The organism is Salinisphaera japonica YTM-1 (assembly GCF_003788585.1).
In the GTDB taxonomy this organism is placed as follows: domain Bacteria; phylum Pseudomonadota; class Gammaproteobacteria; order Nevskiales; family Salinisphaeraceae; genus Salinisphaera; species Salinisphaera japonica.
Map to the genome: position 1 here is coordinate 64234 of NZ_AYKG01000069.1, position 14580 is coordinate 78813.

Sequence of the window (14580 nt, forward strand, 5' to 3'; positions counted from 1 at the left end):
TCCAAATAATGCCGAGGCGGAACACGGATTTCAATCGCCCTTCGACTAAAGTCGGCGCCCGGCAACGGCCGGCCGGTCAGCGATATAGCGCCGGCTTGTCGCCCAGCGTCACGGCGACGGTCTCGCCGCTGTCCTGGGCGGCTACGCCGGCTTCGCAGCAGGCCGCGGCCGCATAGCCGTCCCACGCGCTCGGCCCGTCGGGCGCGCGCCCGGCGCGCAGGGTGTTCACCCAACCTTGAAACTCGGTGTCGAAGGCAGCGGCAAACCGTTGCTCGAAACCAGGCGTGACCGCCCCGCCCCAACGCCCGGCCGTGCGGACATAAGCGCCTTCGTCACCGCCGATATCGACAACGCCCTGTTCAAACACGGCTTCGGTATGGACTTGATAACCAAAGGCAGCGTTGACGAATATCTCGACGTCAACCAGCACATCGGACTCGGTGCGCATGAGGATCTGTTGCGGATCGGACAGCTGCCCGCCGGCCCCGCGGCTGGCCCGGCCGCGGCGTACCGTGATCTCGGTGATTTCCTCACCGGTGAAATAACGCACGCCGTCGATCTCGTGGACCACCGAGTCATAGATCATGAGCGCGTCGGTGAAGTTCGGCGGTGACGTCGGGTTGCGATGCCGGCAGTGCAGCATCAAAGCCGCGCCCAGCGAGCCGTCCTCGAACCAACCTCTAAGACGCTGATAACCAGCGTCGAAGCGTCGCATGAAGCCCACCTGGATCAACCGCTGACCAAGCGCGGCCTCGGCGTCGACGATCTCGCGCGCGGTGGCGGCATCCGCCGTCAGCGGTTTCTCGCAGAATATCGGCACGCGCTTGTCCAGCGCGTCCATGAGCACGTCGTAGTGCAGCATGCCCGGCGTGGTGAGCACAAAGGCATCATATTCACCGCTGGCCAGGGCCGCGTGCGGGTCGTTCCACACCTTGGCATGGTCGCCGGCCAGCGCGGCCGCCGCGGTCGCGCGGCCGGCGTCGATATCGACCACGCCGGTGACGTCGGCCCCGGCAATGGTGTGGGTCAGGCGCTTGATATGGTCGCTGCCCATACGGCCCGTGCCAATCACGGCAATACGCAGATTCTCTGCCATGGTGTTTCTCCTTTTGACGCGCTATCAGCCGATTTCGCTGAGTGCGACGGTGCGGTTGTCGGCCAGCGACTGGGCGGCCGCGGCGGCCAGGCGTAGCGCCTCGTAGCCGTCGATATGTGTGGCCATGGGCTGGCCACCACTGATCCAGGCGTCATACAGATCGCCCAGCTCGCTGGCATAGGCTGCGCTGTAGCGCTCCAGGAAAAAATGCTTGGGCGGCTCGACGCTCTCGCCGTCTGCAGTGGTGGCACGCAGGCGGGTCTCGGTTTCGTTGACGGCCTGCAGCATGCCGGCGCTGCCGAACGCCTCGATCCGCTGGTCATAGCCGAAGGCGGTGCGCCGCGAATTCTGGATATGACATAACCGGCCCGACTCGGTGATCAGCGTCACCATCGCGGTATCCACATCGCCGACATTGCCGATCTCGTCGTCGATGAGAACGGCGCCGGCTGCCGATACGCTCCTGATCGGCTCATCAAGCAGCCAGCGTGCGGTATCGAAATCGTGAATCATCATGTCGAAGAACAGACCACCCGAGACTTTCAGGTATTCGACCGGCGGCGGCGCCGGGTCTCGGCTGATGATGGTGAGCGTTTCCAGCGTTCCGATGCGGCCGTGCGCGAGGCCGTGCTTGAGCGCTGCAAACTGGGCATCGTGGCGACGATTGAACCCGAGCGCACAGGTCACCGGATGGGCATTGACGACATCGACCGCGGCCTTCGTGCGAGCGATATCCAGGGCGATGGGTTTTTCGCACAGGATCGCCTTGCCCGCCTTCGCGGCCCGTTCGAGAAATTCGGCGTGCGTGGCCGTTGACGAGGCGATGAGCACGGCATCGATGCCCGGATCGGCAAACACCGCATCAACCTCGACGCTGGCCGCGCCGTATTCACGGGCCAGCCGCTGCGCGGCCTCGGGCACGATATCGGCCACGCTTTGCAGATGAATACGCGGATCGGCCGCCGCCGCCGCGGCATGGACGTGGGCGATGCGCCCGGCGCCGATTATGGCTAGATTCATGATTTTATCGTTCATGATGTTTTCTCCAACTTGATGAGACGCTGGCTGGAAGCCGACTCGATACAGGCATCGAGCACACGCATGTTGGCCAGAACGTCGGCCGGGGCGTAGTCCGGGGTCTGGCCATTGATGACGCAGTCGGCGAAATGGGCCACGCCGTTTACGTATTGAAAGCTTGTGACTCGCTCGTGGGTCACGCGGCCACGGTGGTCCACGATTTCGATCGGGCCGTCGCCGTCGGCCTGGGGCACAAAGGCTTTATTGAGCCGAATGACGCCGGCCGTGCCGTAGACTTCGTAGGCATGACGCCCGGTGGCGTCCATGCCACAGTCGAAGCTCGCTTTGGCCCCGGTGTCATAGCCCAGCACAACAGCCGCGGACATCTCGGCCCGCTGCGGACCGGCGAACCGAGCAACGCTTGCTACCCGGTCGGGTTCGCCCAACAGGCTGCGCACGGTGTGAATGCAGTAGCAGCCCAGGTCATAAAGACTGCCGCCGCCGGTTTCGATGGCGCCGTGGCGGAAATCGGCCAGGCTTTTTTCCAGGTTGAACGTCAGGTTCACATGTACACCGCGCACGTCCCCGATGGCCCCGCTGTCGATCAGTGCGCGTACCCGCGCATGCTGGGCATGAAACTGATACATCATGGCTTCCATATAAATCACGCCGGCCGCTTCACAGGCCGCGATGGCCTGGCGCGCCTCGACGCTCGTCAGCGCAGCAGGCTTTTCACACAGGACGTGCTTGCCGGCGCGCGCGGCCTTGATCGTCCACTCGGCGTGGCGCGCATTGGGCAGCGGCAGGTAGACGGCATCCACGGCCGGATCAGCCAGGAGTTCGTCGTAGTCGCCGTAACCGGTCGCGAAACCGAAGCGCTCGATCAACGCCTCGGGCACGCCGCGCCGACTGGCCATGGCATAGGCACGACTATTCGGGGCTGCCTGAATGGCCGGAATCGTCTGCTCGCAAGCGATTTCAGCCGCGCCGAGGACGCCCCAGTTGATGATCTTTGATGCCAAGATAGCTTCCCCGGTAACGACGAAACGCGCGCCGAGTGGCCGCATTACCAATAGAATTTATTTTCTATTTTTGAATTTCACAAATTAATTGGTTCATACTTTAGTCGACCCCGGTCGTCGCCTGGGCGTGGTTTTTATTCGTCGCGCATGAACCGGATCGCCTGCTTATGGCTTTTTTCAATCAATAAGTTAGCGCCTACCCGGTCGGCATGGCGTACACGGGTGTGGCCGTTGTGACGGCCGTGCCGACGTCTGGGTGCCGCGTGGGTCGACGTCTTGATTACGTGGAATTTGCATTCTAATTTCGACCGCGTGGCGCGAGTTTGCGCGTCGGTTCACACGCACGGAGAACACAATATGAAAATCGGGATGGTCACCGACAGCGTCGCGCAGCTGGGCACCGACGCCATGCTGGACTACGCCGCCGAGCTTGGGCTCGACGCGATCGAGCTTTGTGTGGGCAACTGGGGAGACGCCGCTCATATCGGCGATGTCGCCGAGCTGCTTGCCGATACGAAACGCCAGCGCGAGCTACGGGCCAGGATTCAGGATCGCGGGTTGGAGATTTCGGCGTTCACTGCCAACGGCAACCAGCTTCACCCCACCGACGGCGAACGCCAATCGAAGGTCGTCTACGACGCACTGCGCCTGGCCGAGATCTTTGAGGTACCACGAATCGTGCTCATGTCGGGCCTGCCCGCCGGCGCGCCCGGCGACAGCATGCCCAACTGGATCACCACCTCGTGGCCGCCGGAAACCCAGCAAGCGCTCGATTATCAATGGAACGAGGTGGCAATTCCCTACTGGAAAACGCTCGCCGATTTCGCCAACGCACGCGGCGTGAATCAGCTGTGTATCGAAGCCCACGGCGCGCAGCTGGTGCACAACATGCCGAGCTTCATGCAGCTGCGTGATGCCGTGGGGCCCACGGTGGGTCTGAACTTCGACCCAAGCCATTTCATTTGGATGGGCGGGGATCCCATCGAAATGATCCGTCGTTATTCAGAATGTATCTACCATGTCCATGCCAAGGACACGTATATCGATACCCATAATCTGGCCGATGCCACACGGCTGGACAGCCGCTCGATGGATCGCGTGCTTGAGCGGAGCTGGTCTTATGTCACGCTTGGCTACGGCCAGCCCGAGGCGTGGTGGCGCGAGTTCTGTTGGCAGCTTCAGGCTCGCGGCTACGGCGACGGCGTGCTCTCGATCGAGCACGAAGACCAGAACCTGTCTCGCAACGAGGGCATGCGTCGTTCGGTAGAGCTGCTCAACCGGGTCATGCCGCGCGAGCAGCCGGACTTTGTTCTGCCGGGTTGATCAAGGCGCGGCCGGCGTCGATGAAGGCACGTCGCCGGCCGGCCGTGATGGGCGATATTTTCTAGACGATAAAGCCGGCACGAAGCCGGCTTCGTCATGTCGACGTCCGCGGGCCGGGCGGCAACGGGTTTCCGCGTTGCCGGCTGGCCTGCACGGCGTGATCAGCGCTGCTTGAGACTCAGCGGCGTCACATAGCCCGCGCTGTGGGTGCCGCAATAACGTGCGGCCCGTTCGAGTAGCGCGCCCAGGCGTGCCCAGACCGGGTGTGCCAACGCCCAGGTCGTTGGCCGGCCGGTATCCGGTCCTGCACTCAGGGCATGGTCTACGTATAGGTCACTCATCGCCTTGCTCCTTCCGATGCGATCGGATGCGTCGTGCGGGCTGCCACAACGTTTACTTCACAAGCCACGCGAAATCCGGATCGGTGTTGAATTTCCATTCCCGCTTCGGCCCTGCCATGACGTTCAGGTAATACAGATCATGGCCATAAGGCGCACCGACCGGGTGATACCCGCGTGGCACCAGCACACAGCTACCGTCGCCAAAAGCCATCGATTCGTCTATTGAACGATCGTCGGTATAAATTCGCTGAAAGCCGAAGCCGCTGGCCGGGTTGAGCCGGTGGTAATAGCTTTCTTCCAGAAACGACTCGTTTGGCAGGTTATCTTCGTCGTGCTTGTGCGGCGGATAGCTCGACCAGTTGCCGGCCGGTGTATAGACCTCAACCACCAACAAGCTGTCGGCACTTTCGGTCTCCGGCAGGATGTCGTGGATATGACGCACGTTGGCGCCTTCACCCCGGGTCGACTGCTTGATGTCCTCGGGCGCGATATGGCGCACGGTGTGGCCGCCTCGGCCGGGGGCGCCGCATAGGCCGATTTCCAGGTCGGTCAAGGCTTCGACGGTGAAGGACGTACCGTTGGGCAGATAGACCGCATGCGGCGGCACCTGCTCGAACACGCTCATGCGCTCGCCGATCGCCTCGAAGGTGTGGCTGCCGGCGGTGATGGTGGCCTTGCCGGACAGAATGACGAGACACAGCTCGTGCGCCCCGCTGTCGTCGGTGTAGCGGCTGCCCTCGGCAAGCCGGCGGTGCCGGAACCGGACATAATCAAGCGCCTCGGCAGCCTGGCCGGTATCGAGCGTCTGCTCGGCGTTGCGGTCTGGGTGAAGCAACAAATCCATGGCGATCACGCCTCGAGTGATGAAACGAACAATTGAAATAGAACATATTTTTTATTTACTTCTATTTCAATTTTTTTGTTTCATACTTTAGTCGTGATTGCCCTCGACCTCGGGCGTATCGTCATGACTTCAGCCGATACCCGGTCTTGAAGATCCAGGCCACGATGGCGATACAGATCGCCAGGAACAGCCCGATCATGCCCAGGCTCAGGCCCACGCTGACGTCGGCGGTGTCGTAGAAGCTCCAGCGGAAGCCGGACACGAGATAGACCACGGGGTTGATCAAGGTGATCTTCTGCCATAGCGGGGGCAGCATATCCAGCGAGTAGAACGTGCCGCCCAGGAACGTCAGCGGGGTGACGATCAACAGCGGGATGATGGTCAGCTTTTCGAAGTTGTCCGCCCAGATGCCGATGATGAAACCGAACAGGCTGAAGGTGATGGTGGTCAGCACCAGGAACGTGAGCATCCAGAACGGATGGGCGATTTGTATGTCCACGAACAAGGTGGCGGTGCCCAGGATGATCAGGCCCAGGGCGGCGGATTTGGTGGCCGCGGCCCCGACATAGCTGGTCACGATCTCCACGAAGGAAATGGGGGCCGACAACAGCTCGTAGATGGTGCCGATGAACTTCGGGAAGTAGATCGCGAACGAGGCGTTGGAGATGCCCTGGGTCATCAACGAGAGCATGATCAGCCCGGGCACGATGAACGCGCCGTAGGACACGCCCTGTACTTCGTTGATGCGCGAGCCGATGGCCGAGCCGAAGACCACGAAATACAGCGAGGTGGAGATGATCGGGCTGAGCACGCTTTGAAACAGGGTGCGCCAGGTGCGGTACATCTCGGCGGCATAGATCGTCTTGATGGCATGAAAATTCATGACTTGTCTCCCACCAGGTCGACGAAGATCTCTTCGAGCGAGCTCTGTTTGGTATCGATATCGACGTAGTCGATGCCCGCGGCTTCCAGATCGGCAAACAGCGGCCGGATATTGGAGGTCTCGTTATGCGCGCTGTAGGTATAGACCAGCGTGCGGCCGGCATCCTCCAGCGTGAGGTCATAGCCGGCCAGTGCCTCGGGCACGTGCGATAACGGATCGGCCAGGCGCACGCTCAAACGCTTCTGGCCGAGCTTGTCCATGAGTGCGGTCTTCTGCTCGACCAGCGCGATGGCGCCGTCCTGGATCACGCCGATACGATCGGCCATCTGTTCGGCCTCTTCCAGGTAATGCGTGGTCAACACGATGGTCACGCCCTGCTCGCGCAGCCGGCGCACCACGTTCCACATGCTCCGGCGCAGCTCGACGTCGACCCCGGCCGTGGGCTCGTCCAGAAACAGCACCTGCGGCTCGTGGGCCAGTGCCTTGGCGATCATCACGCGGCGTTTCATACCGCCGGACACTTCCCGCGTGATGTTGTCGCGCTTGTCCCAGAGCGACAGATCCTTCAACACGCGTTCGACGTGGGCATCGTCGCGGGCCTTGCCGAACACGCCCCGAGAAAACTTGACCGTGGCAAAGACCTTGGCAAACGGCTCGACAGTGACTTCCTGTGGCACCAGGCCGATCTGTTCACGCGCCTTGCGAAACTCGCGCACGACGTCATAGCCGTTGACCCGGATCGTGCCACTCGTGGGGTTGACGATGCCGCAGATGGTATTGATCAGCGTGGTCTTGCCGGCCCCGTTGGGGCCCAGCAACGCGAAGATCTCGCCCTTGGGAATGCATAAGTGGATATCTTTCAGGGCAGAAAAGCCGGAGTCGTAGGTCTTGTACAGCCCTTCGATCTCGATAACGGGTTCGGTCAACGCCGACTCCTGTGGATACCAGCAAAGACGGCAAGTATGGCAGATCGACACGCCCGATCCGCGGCCCCGCCGCGTGTTCATGCGCTGGTCACGGCTTGCGCGTAGGCTGAGCTTATAAATGTCGTTTCAACAATAAAGCAGCCATGAAAAATCGATGGACGACTGCGGCCGCGATCACGATATGCAGCGTTGCCGCTGCCTGGAGCACGGCCGGGTTCGCGGTTCAGGGCGCAGGCGCCCTGAACCAAGCCACCGGGCGTGGCGGCGCCATGAGCGGCGGGGCTGGCGCGGGACAAGCCCCCGCCACCCGGGCGCGCGGCAATAACCGCGCCTATCCACAGGCCGGCCCGGACACGATGCCGAGCTATCCGCGTGGCACACGCCGGCTGGGCTATGACAACGACAACGACTTCAGCGGCGCCAACGGCGTACAGCGCGGGCCATCGAACACCAACCCAGACCGTCGTCAGCTCGAGAACGCCTTCGACGATTGATGCCGGCTTGAATGGCCCGCGACCAGGCGAGACGCACCGGCCATACAGGCCACACCATAAGCGGGACCGGCCGCCTACTGTGCAAGCCGCGCGAGATGGTTTAAGACTGGTCTTACAACTCGTGGCAGGAACCCTGGATGGGCAACAAGACGGTTTTCGTACTCGGTATGGACGGCTTCAACCAGGCCAAGCTGGAGCGGTTGTCGTCGGCACGGGATTGTCGCTTCGTCGGGCTGATCGATCCGGCCGAAATCATGGAAGCCGAGTATTTCCCGATCGATGACATGCTTGCCCGCGCCACCGCGCAGGTCGAGGCGCATGAGACGCCGCCGGATGCGTTGATCGGCTACGTCGATTTCCCGGTATCGACGATGTTACCCATACTGGCGCAGCGTTTTGGGCTGCGGGCGCCCTCGCTCGAGGCGCTGCTCAAGTGCGAGCACAAATACTGGTCGCGCCTGGCCCAACGCGAGATCGTGCCTGAGCATATTCCGGATTTTGCGCTGGTCGACCCGTTTGCCGATAACGCGATCGCCGCGTGCTCGATCGCATATCCGTTCTGGCTCAAGCCGGTGAAATCGGCCGGCTCTTATCTGGGTTTCCGGATCGATAACGACGCCGCGTTCGAGGCCGCACTGGCCGAGATACGCGCGCATATCGGTATCTTCGCCGAGCCGTTCGACCGGATTCTCGATCATGCGACGCTACCGGCCGAGGTGGCCAACGTGGGCGGGCGCTTCTGCTTGGCCGAGTCGTTGATCGGCGGCGAGCAGTGCACGATCGAGGGCTATGTCCAGGACGGAAACGTGCATTTCTTCGGCCTGATCGATTCGATTCGCGCCGAGGGCCGTTCGAGTTTTCTGCGCTATCAATACCCCTCGATCCTGCCCCGGCGTGCGCGCGAGCAGATGGAGGATATTTCACGCCGCGTTCTGGCGCATATCGACTTTGACCAGTCGGCGTTCAACGTCGAGTTCTTCTGGGACGCCGCCGCCGATACCGTCTGGCTGCTGGAGATCAATACCCGCATCGCCCAGCACCATTCGGACCTGTTCGAAAAAGTGGATGGCGTGTCCAACCACGAGGCCGCGGTCAATGTGGCTCTCGGGCGCGAGCCGCAGTTTCCTGATGGCGGCGGGGCCTTCAAGTATGCGGCCTGTTGTTTCCTTCGCAGCTACGTCGACGGCATCGTGGGCCGAGTGCCAAGCGTCGATGATGTTGATGCGCTGTCGCGCGAGGTTCCGGGTATAATTTTCGAGCCGCACGTGGCCCCCGGTACACGGCTGTTGGACCTGACGCATCAGGAAACCTACAGCTATGCCCTGGCGCTGGTATATATCGGCGGCGATACCCCCGAAGAGCTCGACCAGCGTTATCTGCTGTGTCGCGACCGGCTGGATTTCGATATCCGCCCGGCCGATTGATCGTCGCGTCATAAGGAGACACTACGCCATGCGCCAGACCAAAATATTCCCTAACGAAGTCGAAGAACTCGATCATGTCTGGATCCCGATGGCCGACGGCGTGCACCTGGCGGCCCGGGTCTGGCTGCCCAAGAACGCGGCCGATAACCCGGTGCCGGCGATTCTGGAATACATCCCGTATCGCAAGTCCGACCATACCCGCCCGCGCGATGATCTGAACCACCCCTACTTTGCCGGCCACGGCTATGCCTCGGTGCGCGTGGATATCCGCGGCTCGGGGGACTCCGAAGGCGTGCTGGAAGACGAATACACCGCCGCCGAGCTCGAAGACGGCGTATCGATCATCAACTGGCTGGCCGATCAAGCCTGGTGCGACGGCAACGTCGGCATGATCGGCATTTCCTGGGGCGGGTTCAACGGCTTACAGATCGCTGCCTTGCAGCCGGAAGCGCTCAAAGCCGTAATCACGGTCTGCTCGACCGATGATCGCTACGCCGACGACGTGCATTACATGGGCGGCTGCATGTTGGCCGACAACCTCTCTTGGGCTTCCATCATGTTCGCCGGCAATTCCTGCCCGCCGGACCCGGCAGTCGTGGGTGATCGCTGGCGCGAGATGTGGCTGGAACGCTTGAAAGGTTCGGGCCTGTGGCTGGATCAGTGGACGCGGCATCAACATCGCGATGCGTTCTGGAAGCACGGCTCGGTGTGCGAGGATTTTTCGCGTATCCAGTGCCCGATCTATGCCGTATCCGGCTGGGCAGACGGCTATTCGAATGCCGTGTTCCGGCTGCTGGCCAATATCGATGCGCCCACCAAGGGCCTGGTCGGCCCGTGGAGCCATCGTTACCCGCATCTGGGCGAGGCCGGCCCGGCGATCGGGTTCTTGCAGGAATCGCTGCGCTGGTGGGATCAATGGCTCAAGGGCATCGATACCGGCATCATGGACGAGCCGGCGGTTCGCGCCTGGATGCTCGACTCGGCCTCGCCGCAGCGTCAGTACGATGTACGCCCCGGACGTTGGGTCGGCGAACCCGGCTGGCCGTCGGCCAATATCGAACCCCAAACGCTGCATCTCGGCGACGGCACGCTGACCGAAGCCGCGCCGGGCAAGGTGGGCGCCAAGCGTCTTTGCTCGCCGTTGACCGTGGGCCTGCAGGCCGGCAAGTGGTGTTCATATGCCGACGGGCCGGATCTCTCCGGCGACCAGCGTAACGACGACGCCGGCTCGCTGGTCTTTGAAACCGCACCTCTGGATGCCCCGCTGGAAATACTGGGCGCGCCAGTCGTGGAGTTGACGCTGTCCGTGGACCGGCCGACAGCGATGATCGCGGCCCGGCTCAACGATGTCCGCCCGGACGGCAGCGTGACCCGCGTGACCTATACCGTGCTCAATCTCAATCACCGGGATTCGCACGAAAACCCGCAGCCGTTGGTGCCGGGCGAGCGCTATACCGTGCGCATCCAGCTCAACGATGTCGCCCAGCGTTTCCCGGCCGGGCATCGTATCCGTCTGTCGCTATCGCCGACGTACTGGCCGCTGGCCTGGCCGTCGCCGCAGGCGGTTACGCTGAGCGTGTTCCCCGATGCCTCGACGCTGACGCTACCCGTGCGCCCCCAGCGCGATGAAGACGCCGACCTGCCGGCCCTGCCGCGCCCTACCGGCTCGATCAAGCCGGCCAATACCGTGGTCGAGCCGGCCACCAACACCTGGCAGATCATCCACGATCTGCATACCGGCAAGACATCCGTCGATATCGTGGATTCGGAAGGCATCTACGTGCTCGACGATACCGGCACGCAGATCGAAAAACGCGGCCACGAGCGTTATTCCAGCTGTGGCAATGATGTGTTGTCGGTCGAAGGCGAGGCTGAATGGACCCTGGGCTTCAAGCGCCATGGCTGGAATGTGCGCACGTATACGCATACGCACATGACCTCGGACGAGAACAGTTTCTTTATCCAGGCCCAGCTCACCGCCTTCGAGGATGATCAAGTGGTTTACGAGGACGAATGGCGGGTCACGGTGCCGCGCGATCAGGTCTAGCCGCGACAGCCTGCCCGCGGGCGGTATGATGCAGTCATCGTCTTGTTAACGGGTTAAGACATGACTGACCGACACCAGCTTATCGACGAGGCGCGCCTACGAGAGCGCCTTGTCGATCTCGTACGTATTCCTTCGATCACCGGCGATGAGGAGGCGGCCATCCGGCGTATTGCCGATTGGCTGTCTGAATCCGGCGCGGAGGTGGATTACTGGTTCGACGGTATCGGCAAGATGATTTCCGATCCCGCCTATCCCGGCCACGAGATCGAGCGCGCCTGGGTGCCCTGCGTGGCCGGCATGGTCCGCGGCCAGCGCCCGGGCCCGACCGTGGTGCTCACCGGGCACGTCGATGTCGTGCCCCCCGGCGACTATGATCAATGGACCCACGAGCCCTTTGCGGGCGAGATCGAAGACGACCGGCTCTATGGCCGCGGCGCCTGTGACATGAAATCGGGTGTGGTGGCTGCGCTGGAGGCGTTTGAAACCTTTGCCCGGGGCTCGCGTGATTTCGCCGGCCGCGTGGTGCTGGTGGCCGTGCCGGCCGAGGAGGATTCGGGCCTGGGCACGCTGGCCGCGATCCGGCGTGGCTGGGTGGGTGACGTGGCCATCGTCACCGAGCCCACGGAAAAGAACGGGCAGCCCGAGCTGATCGTGGCTCATGCCGGGGCCATGTCGGCCAAGATAGAAATTCAGGGGCTATCAGCCCATGCCAGCCGGCGATTGATGGGCGAGAACGCGCTGGACCATTATCTGGCGGTCCATGACGTGCTGCGCGAAGGCGAGCGCCGGCTCAACGCCGAAGAAAATCATCCCTTGATGAAGAACCTGGCCCTGCCCTATGCCACCAGCGTGGGCACGGTCCACGGCGGGCAATGGTCCTCGTCGGTCATGGATCGGTTGGAGATCGAGGTACGTATCGGCGTGGCGCTATCGGAGACCACCGACGAGGCCAAGGCGCGGTTTGAAACAACCCTGGCCGAGGGGCTAAAGGATCACGCCTGGCTGGCCAGCCACCCGCCGAAGATCACCTGGCGCGCGGCCGGATTCGGCTCGGCGACAACCCGTAGCGATCATCCGGTGGTGGATGCGCTATCCAGCGCCGGGGCCATGGCCTTTGGCCAGGCGCCGACCGTGTCGGCTGCGCCCTATGGCTGTGATATGTCGGCCTGGGTACGGGTGGGCAACGTGCCCACCGTGGTCTTCGGCCCGGGCAATATCGAACAGGCCCACGCGCCCGATGAATGGGTTTCGATGACCAACACCGTCAAGGTGGCACGAACACTGGTCGAGGCCACCGAGCGCCTGCTGGCCTGCGAGCGCGAGGCCTTGGCGCTGGCCGGCTGACGTCGGGCGACGACGCAGCGATGCCGGCGCCTCGTGCGCCGGCATTGTTATGCGTGTCTAGCCGATCGGCTCGAGATCGAAGTCGAGCAGCTCGACCGCTTTCTCGAAGTTCTTCTGTAGCTTGGCCGGCGAGCTGGCCCCGATCCACATGATGGCCATGGCGTAGCTGTAGCTGTCCTGGTCCATCAGCTCGGAGAGCTTCTTGCCCGGCTCACAGGTAATGCGCACGATGGTATCGGGCACCTGACGGGCCACCTCAGCCAGGGCATCGCCGTCGGGCACGTTCTTGACGAAGGCATCGCGAAAACTGCGGATGAAGAACTTGCCGGCATAGGCAAACTCACCGTCGCGATACGGCAGGCGCGGGCGCGCGCCCAGCGATAGATCAGCCGAGACCTCATGGTGCGAGGCGCCGTCGACCTTGCGGAACAGATCGGCGTGCGACTCTGAGATTCGCGGGTTGACCTCCAGCAGCCAGATCTGATCGGTATTGGCGTCCCAGAAGAACTCGACGTTGAACGGCGCATTGTCGTAACCGATATGCGATAGAAAGATCTCGACGATCTCGGTCATGCGCTTGCGCACGCGGGCCGGCAGGCGCGACGGGTACTGGTAGGACGAAAACGACGATCCGTTGGGCTCGCGCAGTGAATCCACGGTGCCATAGACCCGAAGCTTGCCTTTATGAACGAAGCCCTCCTGGGTACACATGCGCCCGCCGATGATCGACTCGGCGATACAGTCGCCGCCGCCGATATTAGCCACCTCGGCCGGCATGTCCACGCGCTCAAGCAGCGCATCGAACGGGCCTTGGAAGCGCCCGATATGGGCCCGGATCTCTTTGATCGCATGATCCCAGTCGTCGCGATCGTCGATCCGAAACCCAAGATATGACGAGAACGACTTGATCGGCTTGACCCAGAACGGGAACGCCATGCCCATCCTGTCGAGCGCGTCGTCGTCAAACGGATCGAAAGCCGCGAATTTGGGAATATGATCGGCGATACACTGCGCCTGCTCATAGCGCGACCAGAACTTGTGCTCGCACTTGAGTACGGCTTCCAGCGAGGCCGATGGCAGGCCAAACTCCTGACACAGAATCGGCACGGTGGTGGATACCGGGAAATCGATATAATGGATCAGCCCGTCCACCTCGCCCGGATACTGCTGCAGCGTGTTGCGCGCCTTGGTGAGGATCGCATCGATATCGTAGTGCGTCTGTTCCAGCACGTCCGAGGCATCGAGCAGCTTCAGGAAATTATAGTTGTCGGCGTTGCGGATCGATTTGAGCCGCCCCAGGTTGAACTCGTTCAGATTGACCACGAACACGTTCTTCTTGCGCAGCGCCGGCCGAGCCTCGGGCACCAGCGGATAACCGCCCTCGGAATCAAGTGTTTCCGTGCCGGCCAGTGCCGGCATCAGGTTACAGATCAGCCGCACGTCCGTTTCGGCGTGTAGACGTATCCGATCGCTTCGATTCAGGCTGTATAACGTGCCGGGCTTCAGCGGGTAGCGCTCGCCGGACACGGTGTCTTCGAGCTCGCCTTCGCCCTCGATGCAATACGCCGATTCCAGATGGTGCGGGTAAGCCAGCAGCGTATGCGTGCCGGCTTTCATGGTCGTGTCGTGGATCGAGTAATCCACCCCGTCGCCGGCCAGAATCAGGCGGCGGCTGGTCCAGTCGCCAGCGTCGACGAAGACATCACGTTCCTGGTTATCATTGCTTTGACGAACGAGCATTCCAAAACCCCACAATTGGATGAGCTGTAGCCTGGAGCGTGCGCCTTTGCCGCGCGCCTGGCTATATCTCACCTTACGA

At 62.3% G+C, this 14580-nt stretch carries 13 protein-coding genes; 5 read left to right on the forward strand and 8 right to left on the reverse strand.

Going from position 1 to position 14580, the window contains the following annotated elements; all coding sequences use genetic code 11:
• Nucleotides 1-76: 76 nt before the first annotated feature.
• Genes SAJA_RS14940 through SAJA_RS14950 form a run of 3 tightly spaced genes read right to left on the reverse strand, consistent with a single transcriptional unit; the run spans nucleotide 77 to nucleotide 3135 of the window.
• The gene (locus tag SAJA_RS14940; protein ID WP_123659471.1) at nucleotides 77-1096 is read right to left on the reverse strand and encodes a Gfo/Idh/MocA family oxidoreductase; all 1020 of its coding nucleotides are present in this window, start codon (nucleotides 1094-1096) and stop codon (nucleotides 77-79) included.
• Nucleotides 1097-1120: 24 nt separating this feature from the next.
• Nucleotides 1121-2116: an inositol 2-dehydrogenase gene (gene iolG / locus SAJA_RS14945; protein WP_123659493.1), complete on the reverse strand. Its 996-nt coding sequence runs from the start codon at nucleotides 2114-2116 to the stop codon at nucleotides 1121-1123.
• Between the two features lie 11 nt (nucleotides 2117-2127).
• Entirely contained in the window at nucleotides 2128-3135 is a 1008-nt protein-coding gene (locus SAJA_RS14950; protein ID WP_184999933.1) for a Gfo/Idh/MocA family protein, read from the reverse strand.
• Nucleotides 3136-3492: 357 nt separating this feature from the next.
• Between SAJA_RS14950 and SAJA_RS14955 the strand changes: the two genes are divergently transcribed.
• Nucleotides 3493-4458 carry a sugar phosphate isomerase/epimerase family protein gene (locus tag SAJA_RS14955; protein ID WP_123659473.1) on the forward strand — a complete coding sequence of 322 codons (966 nt, stop codon included), beginning with the start codon at nucleotides 3493-3495 and terminating at the stop codon, nucleotides 4456-4458.
• Nucleotides 4459-4619: 161 nt separating this feature from the next.
• Here SAJA_RS14955 and SAJA_RS14960 read toward each other — a convergent pair whose 3' ends face one another.
• The 4 genes from SAJA_RS14960 to SAJA_RS14975 form a co-directional block, all read right to left on the reverse strand.
• Entirely contained in the window at nucleotides 4620-4799 is a 180-nt protein-coding gene (locus SAJA_RS14960; RefSeq protein ID WP_123659474.1) for a hypothetical protein, read from the reverse strand.
• Between the two features lie 52 nt (nucleotides 4800-4851).
• Nucleotides 4852-5643 carry a 5-deoxy-glucuronate isomerase gene (gene iolB, locus SAJA_RS14965; protein WP_123659475.1) on the reverse strand — a complete coding sequence of 264 codons (792 nt, stop codon included), beginning with the start codon at nucleotides 5641-5643 and terminating at the stop codon, nucleotides 4852-4854.
• A 121-nt stretch (nucleotides 5644-5764) separates the two neighbouring features.
• Complete coding sequence (locus SAJA_RS14970) at nucleotides 5765-6526, reverse strand: ABC transporter permease (RefSeq protein ID WP_123659476.1); 762 nt, start codon at nucleotides 6524-6526, stop codon at nucleotides 5765-5767.
• The gene (locus tag SAJA_RS14975) at nucleotides 6523-7452 is read right to left on the reverse strand and encodes an ABC transporter ATP-binding protein (RefSeq protein WP_245963350.1); all 930 of its coding nucleotides are present in this window, start codon (nucleotides 7450-7452) and stop codon (nucleotides 6523-6525) included. The genes SAJA_RS14970 and SAJA_RS14975 overlap by 4 nt, the downstream gene beginning before the upstream one ends.
• A 143-nt stretch (nucleotides 7453-7595) precedes the next feature.
• On the opposite strand from SAJA_RS14975, the gene SAJA_RS14980 reads away from it, so the two are divergent.
• The 4 genes from SAJA_RS14980 to SAJA_RS14995 all read left to right on the forward strand — a co-directional run bounded on the left by SAJA_RS14980 (nucleotide 7596) and on the right by SAJA_RS14995 (nucleotide 12761).
• Nucleotides 7596-7946 (forward strand): hypothetical protein, encoded by a 351-nt coding sequence (locus tag SAJA_RS14980; protein ID WP_123659478.1) that lies wholly within the window; start codon nucleotides 7596-7598, stop codon nucleotides 7944-7946.
• A 137-nt stretch (nucleotides 7947-8083) separates the two neighbouring features.
• A complete protein-coding gene (locus SAJA_RS14985; protein WP_123659479.1) occupies nucleotides 8084-9370 on the forward strand; it encodes an ATP-grasp domain-containing protein in 1287 nt (428 codons plus the stop codon).
• 28 nt (nucleotides 9371-9398) lie between these two features.
• Complete coding sequence (locus tag SAJA_RS14990) at nucleotides 9399-11417, forward strand: CocE/NonD family hydrolase (protein WP_123659480.1); 2019 nt, start codon at nucleotides 9399-9401, stop codon at nucleotides 11415-11417.
• A gap of 60 nt (nucleotides 11418-11477) precedes the next feature.
• A complete protein-coding gene (locus SAJA_RS14995) occupies nucleotides 11478-12761 on the forward strand; it encodes an ArgE/DapE family deacylase (protein ID WP_123659481.1) in 1284 nt (427 codons plus the stop codon).
• A 57-nt stretch (nucleotides 12762-12818) separates the two neighbouring features.
• Here the strand turns inward: SAJA_RS14995 and SAJA_RS15000 are convergent, their stop codons facing one another.
• Nucleotides 12819-14501 (reverse strand): ectoine synthase, encoded by a 1683-nt coding sequence (locus SAJA_RS15000; protein WP_123659482.1) that lies wholly within the window; start codon nucleotides 14499-14501, stop codon nucleotides 12819-12821.
• Nucleotides 14502-14580: the final 79 nt, after the last annotated feature.

Coding starts and splice junctions, on each gene's coding strand:
- SAJA_RS14940 (WP_123659471.1), bottom strand. CDS start 1,096: ATGGCAGAGAATCTGCGTATTGCCGTGATTGGCACGGGCCGTATGGGC.
- iolG (WP_123659493.1), bottom strand. CDS start 2,116: ATGAATCTAGCCATAATCGGCGCCGGGCGCATCGCCCACGTCCATGCC.
- SAJA_RS14955 (WP_123659473.1), top strand. CDS start 3,493: ATGAAAATCGGGATGGTCACCGACAGCGTCGCGCAGCTGGGCACCGAC.
- SAJA_RS14960 (WP_123659474.1), bottom strand. CDS start 4,799: ATGAGTGACCTATACGTAGACCATGCCCTGAGTGCAGGACCGGATACC.
- iolB (WP_123659475.1), bottom strand. CDS start 5,643: ATGGATTTGTTGCTTCACCCAGACCGCAACGCCGAGCAGACGCTCGAT.
- SAJA_RS14970 (WP_123659476.1), bottom strand. CDS start 6,526: ATGAATTTTCATGCCATCAAGACGATCTATGCCGCCGAGATGTACCGC.
- SAJA_RS14980 (WP_123659478.1), top strand. CDS start 7,596: ATGAAAAATCGATGGACGACTGCGGCCGCGATCACGATATGCAGCGTT.
- SAJA_RS14985 (WP_123659479.1), top strand. CDS start 8,084: ATGGGCAACAAGACGGTTTTCGTACTCGGTATGGACGGCTTCAACCAG.
- SAJA_RS14990 (WP_123659480.1), top strand. CDS start 9,399: ATGCGCCAGACCAAAATATTCCCTAACGAAGTCGAAGAACTCGATCAT.
- SAJA_RS14995 (WP_123659481.1), top strand. CDS start 11,478: ATGACTGACCGACACCAGCTTATCGACGAGGCGCGCCTACGAGAGCGC.
- SAJA_RS15000 (WP_123659482.1), bottom strand. CDS start 14,501: ATGCTCGTTCGTCAAAGCAATGATAACCAGGAACGTGATGTCTTCGTC.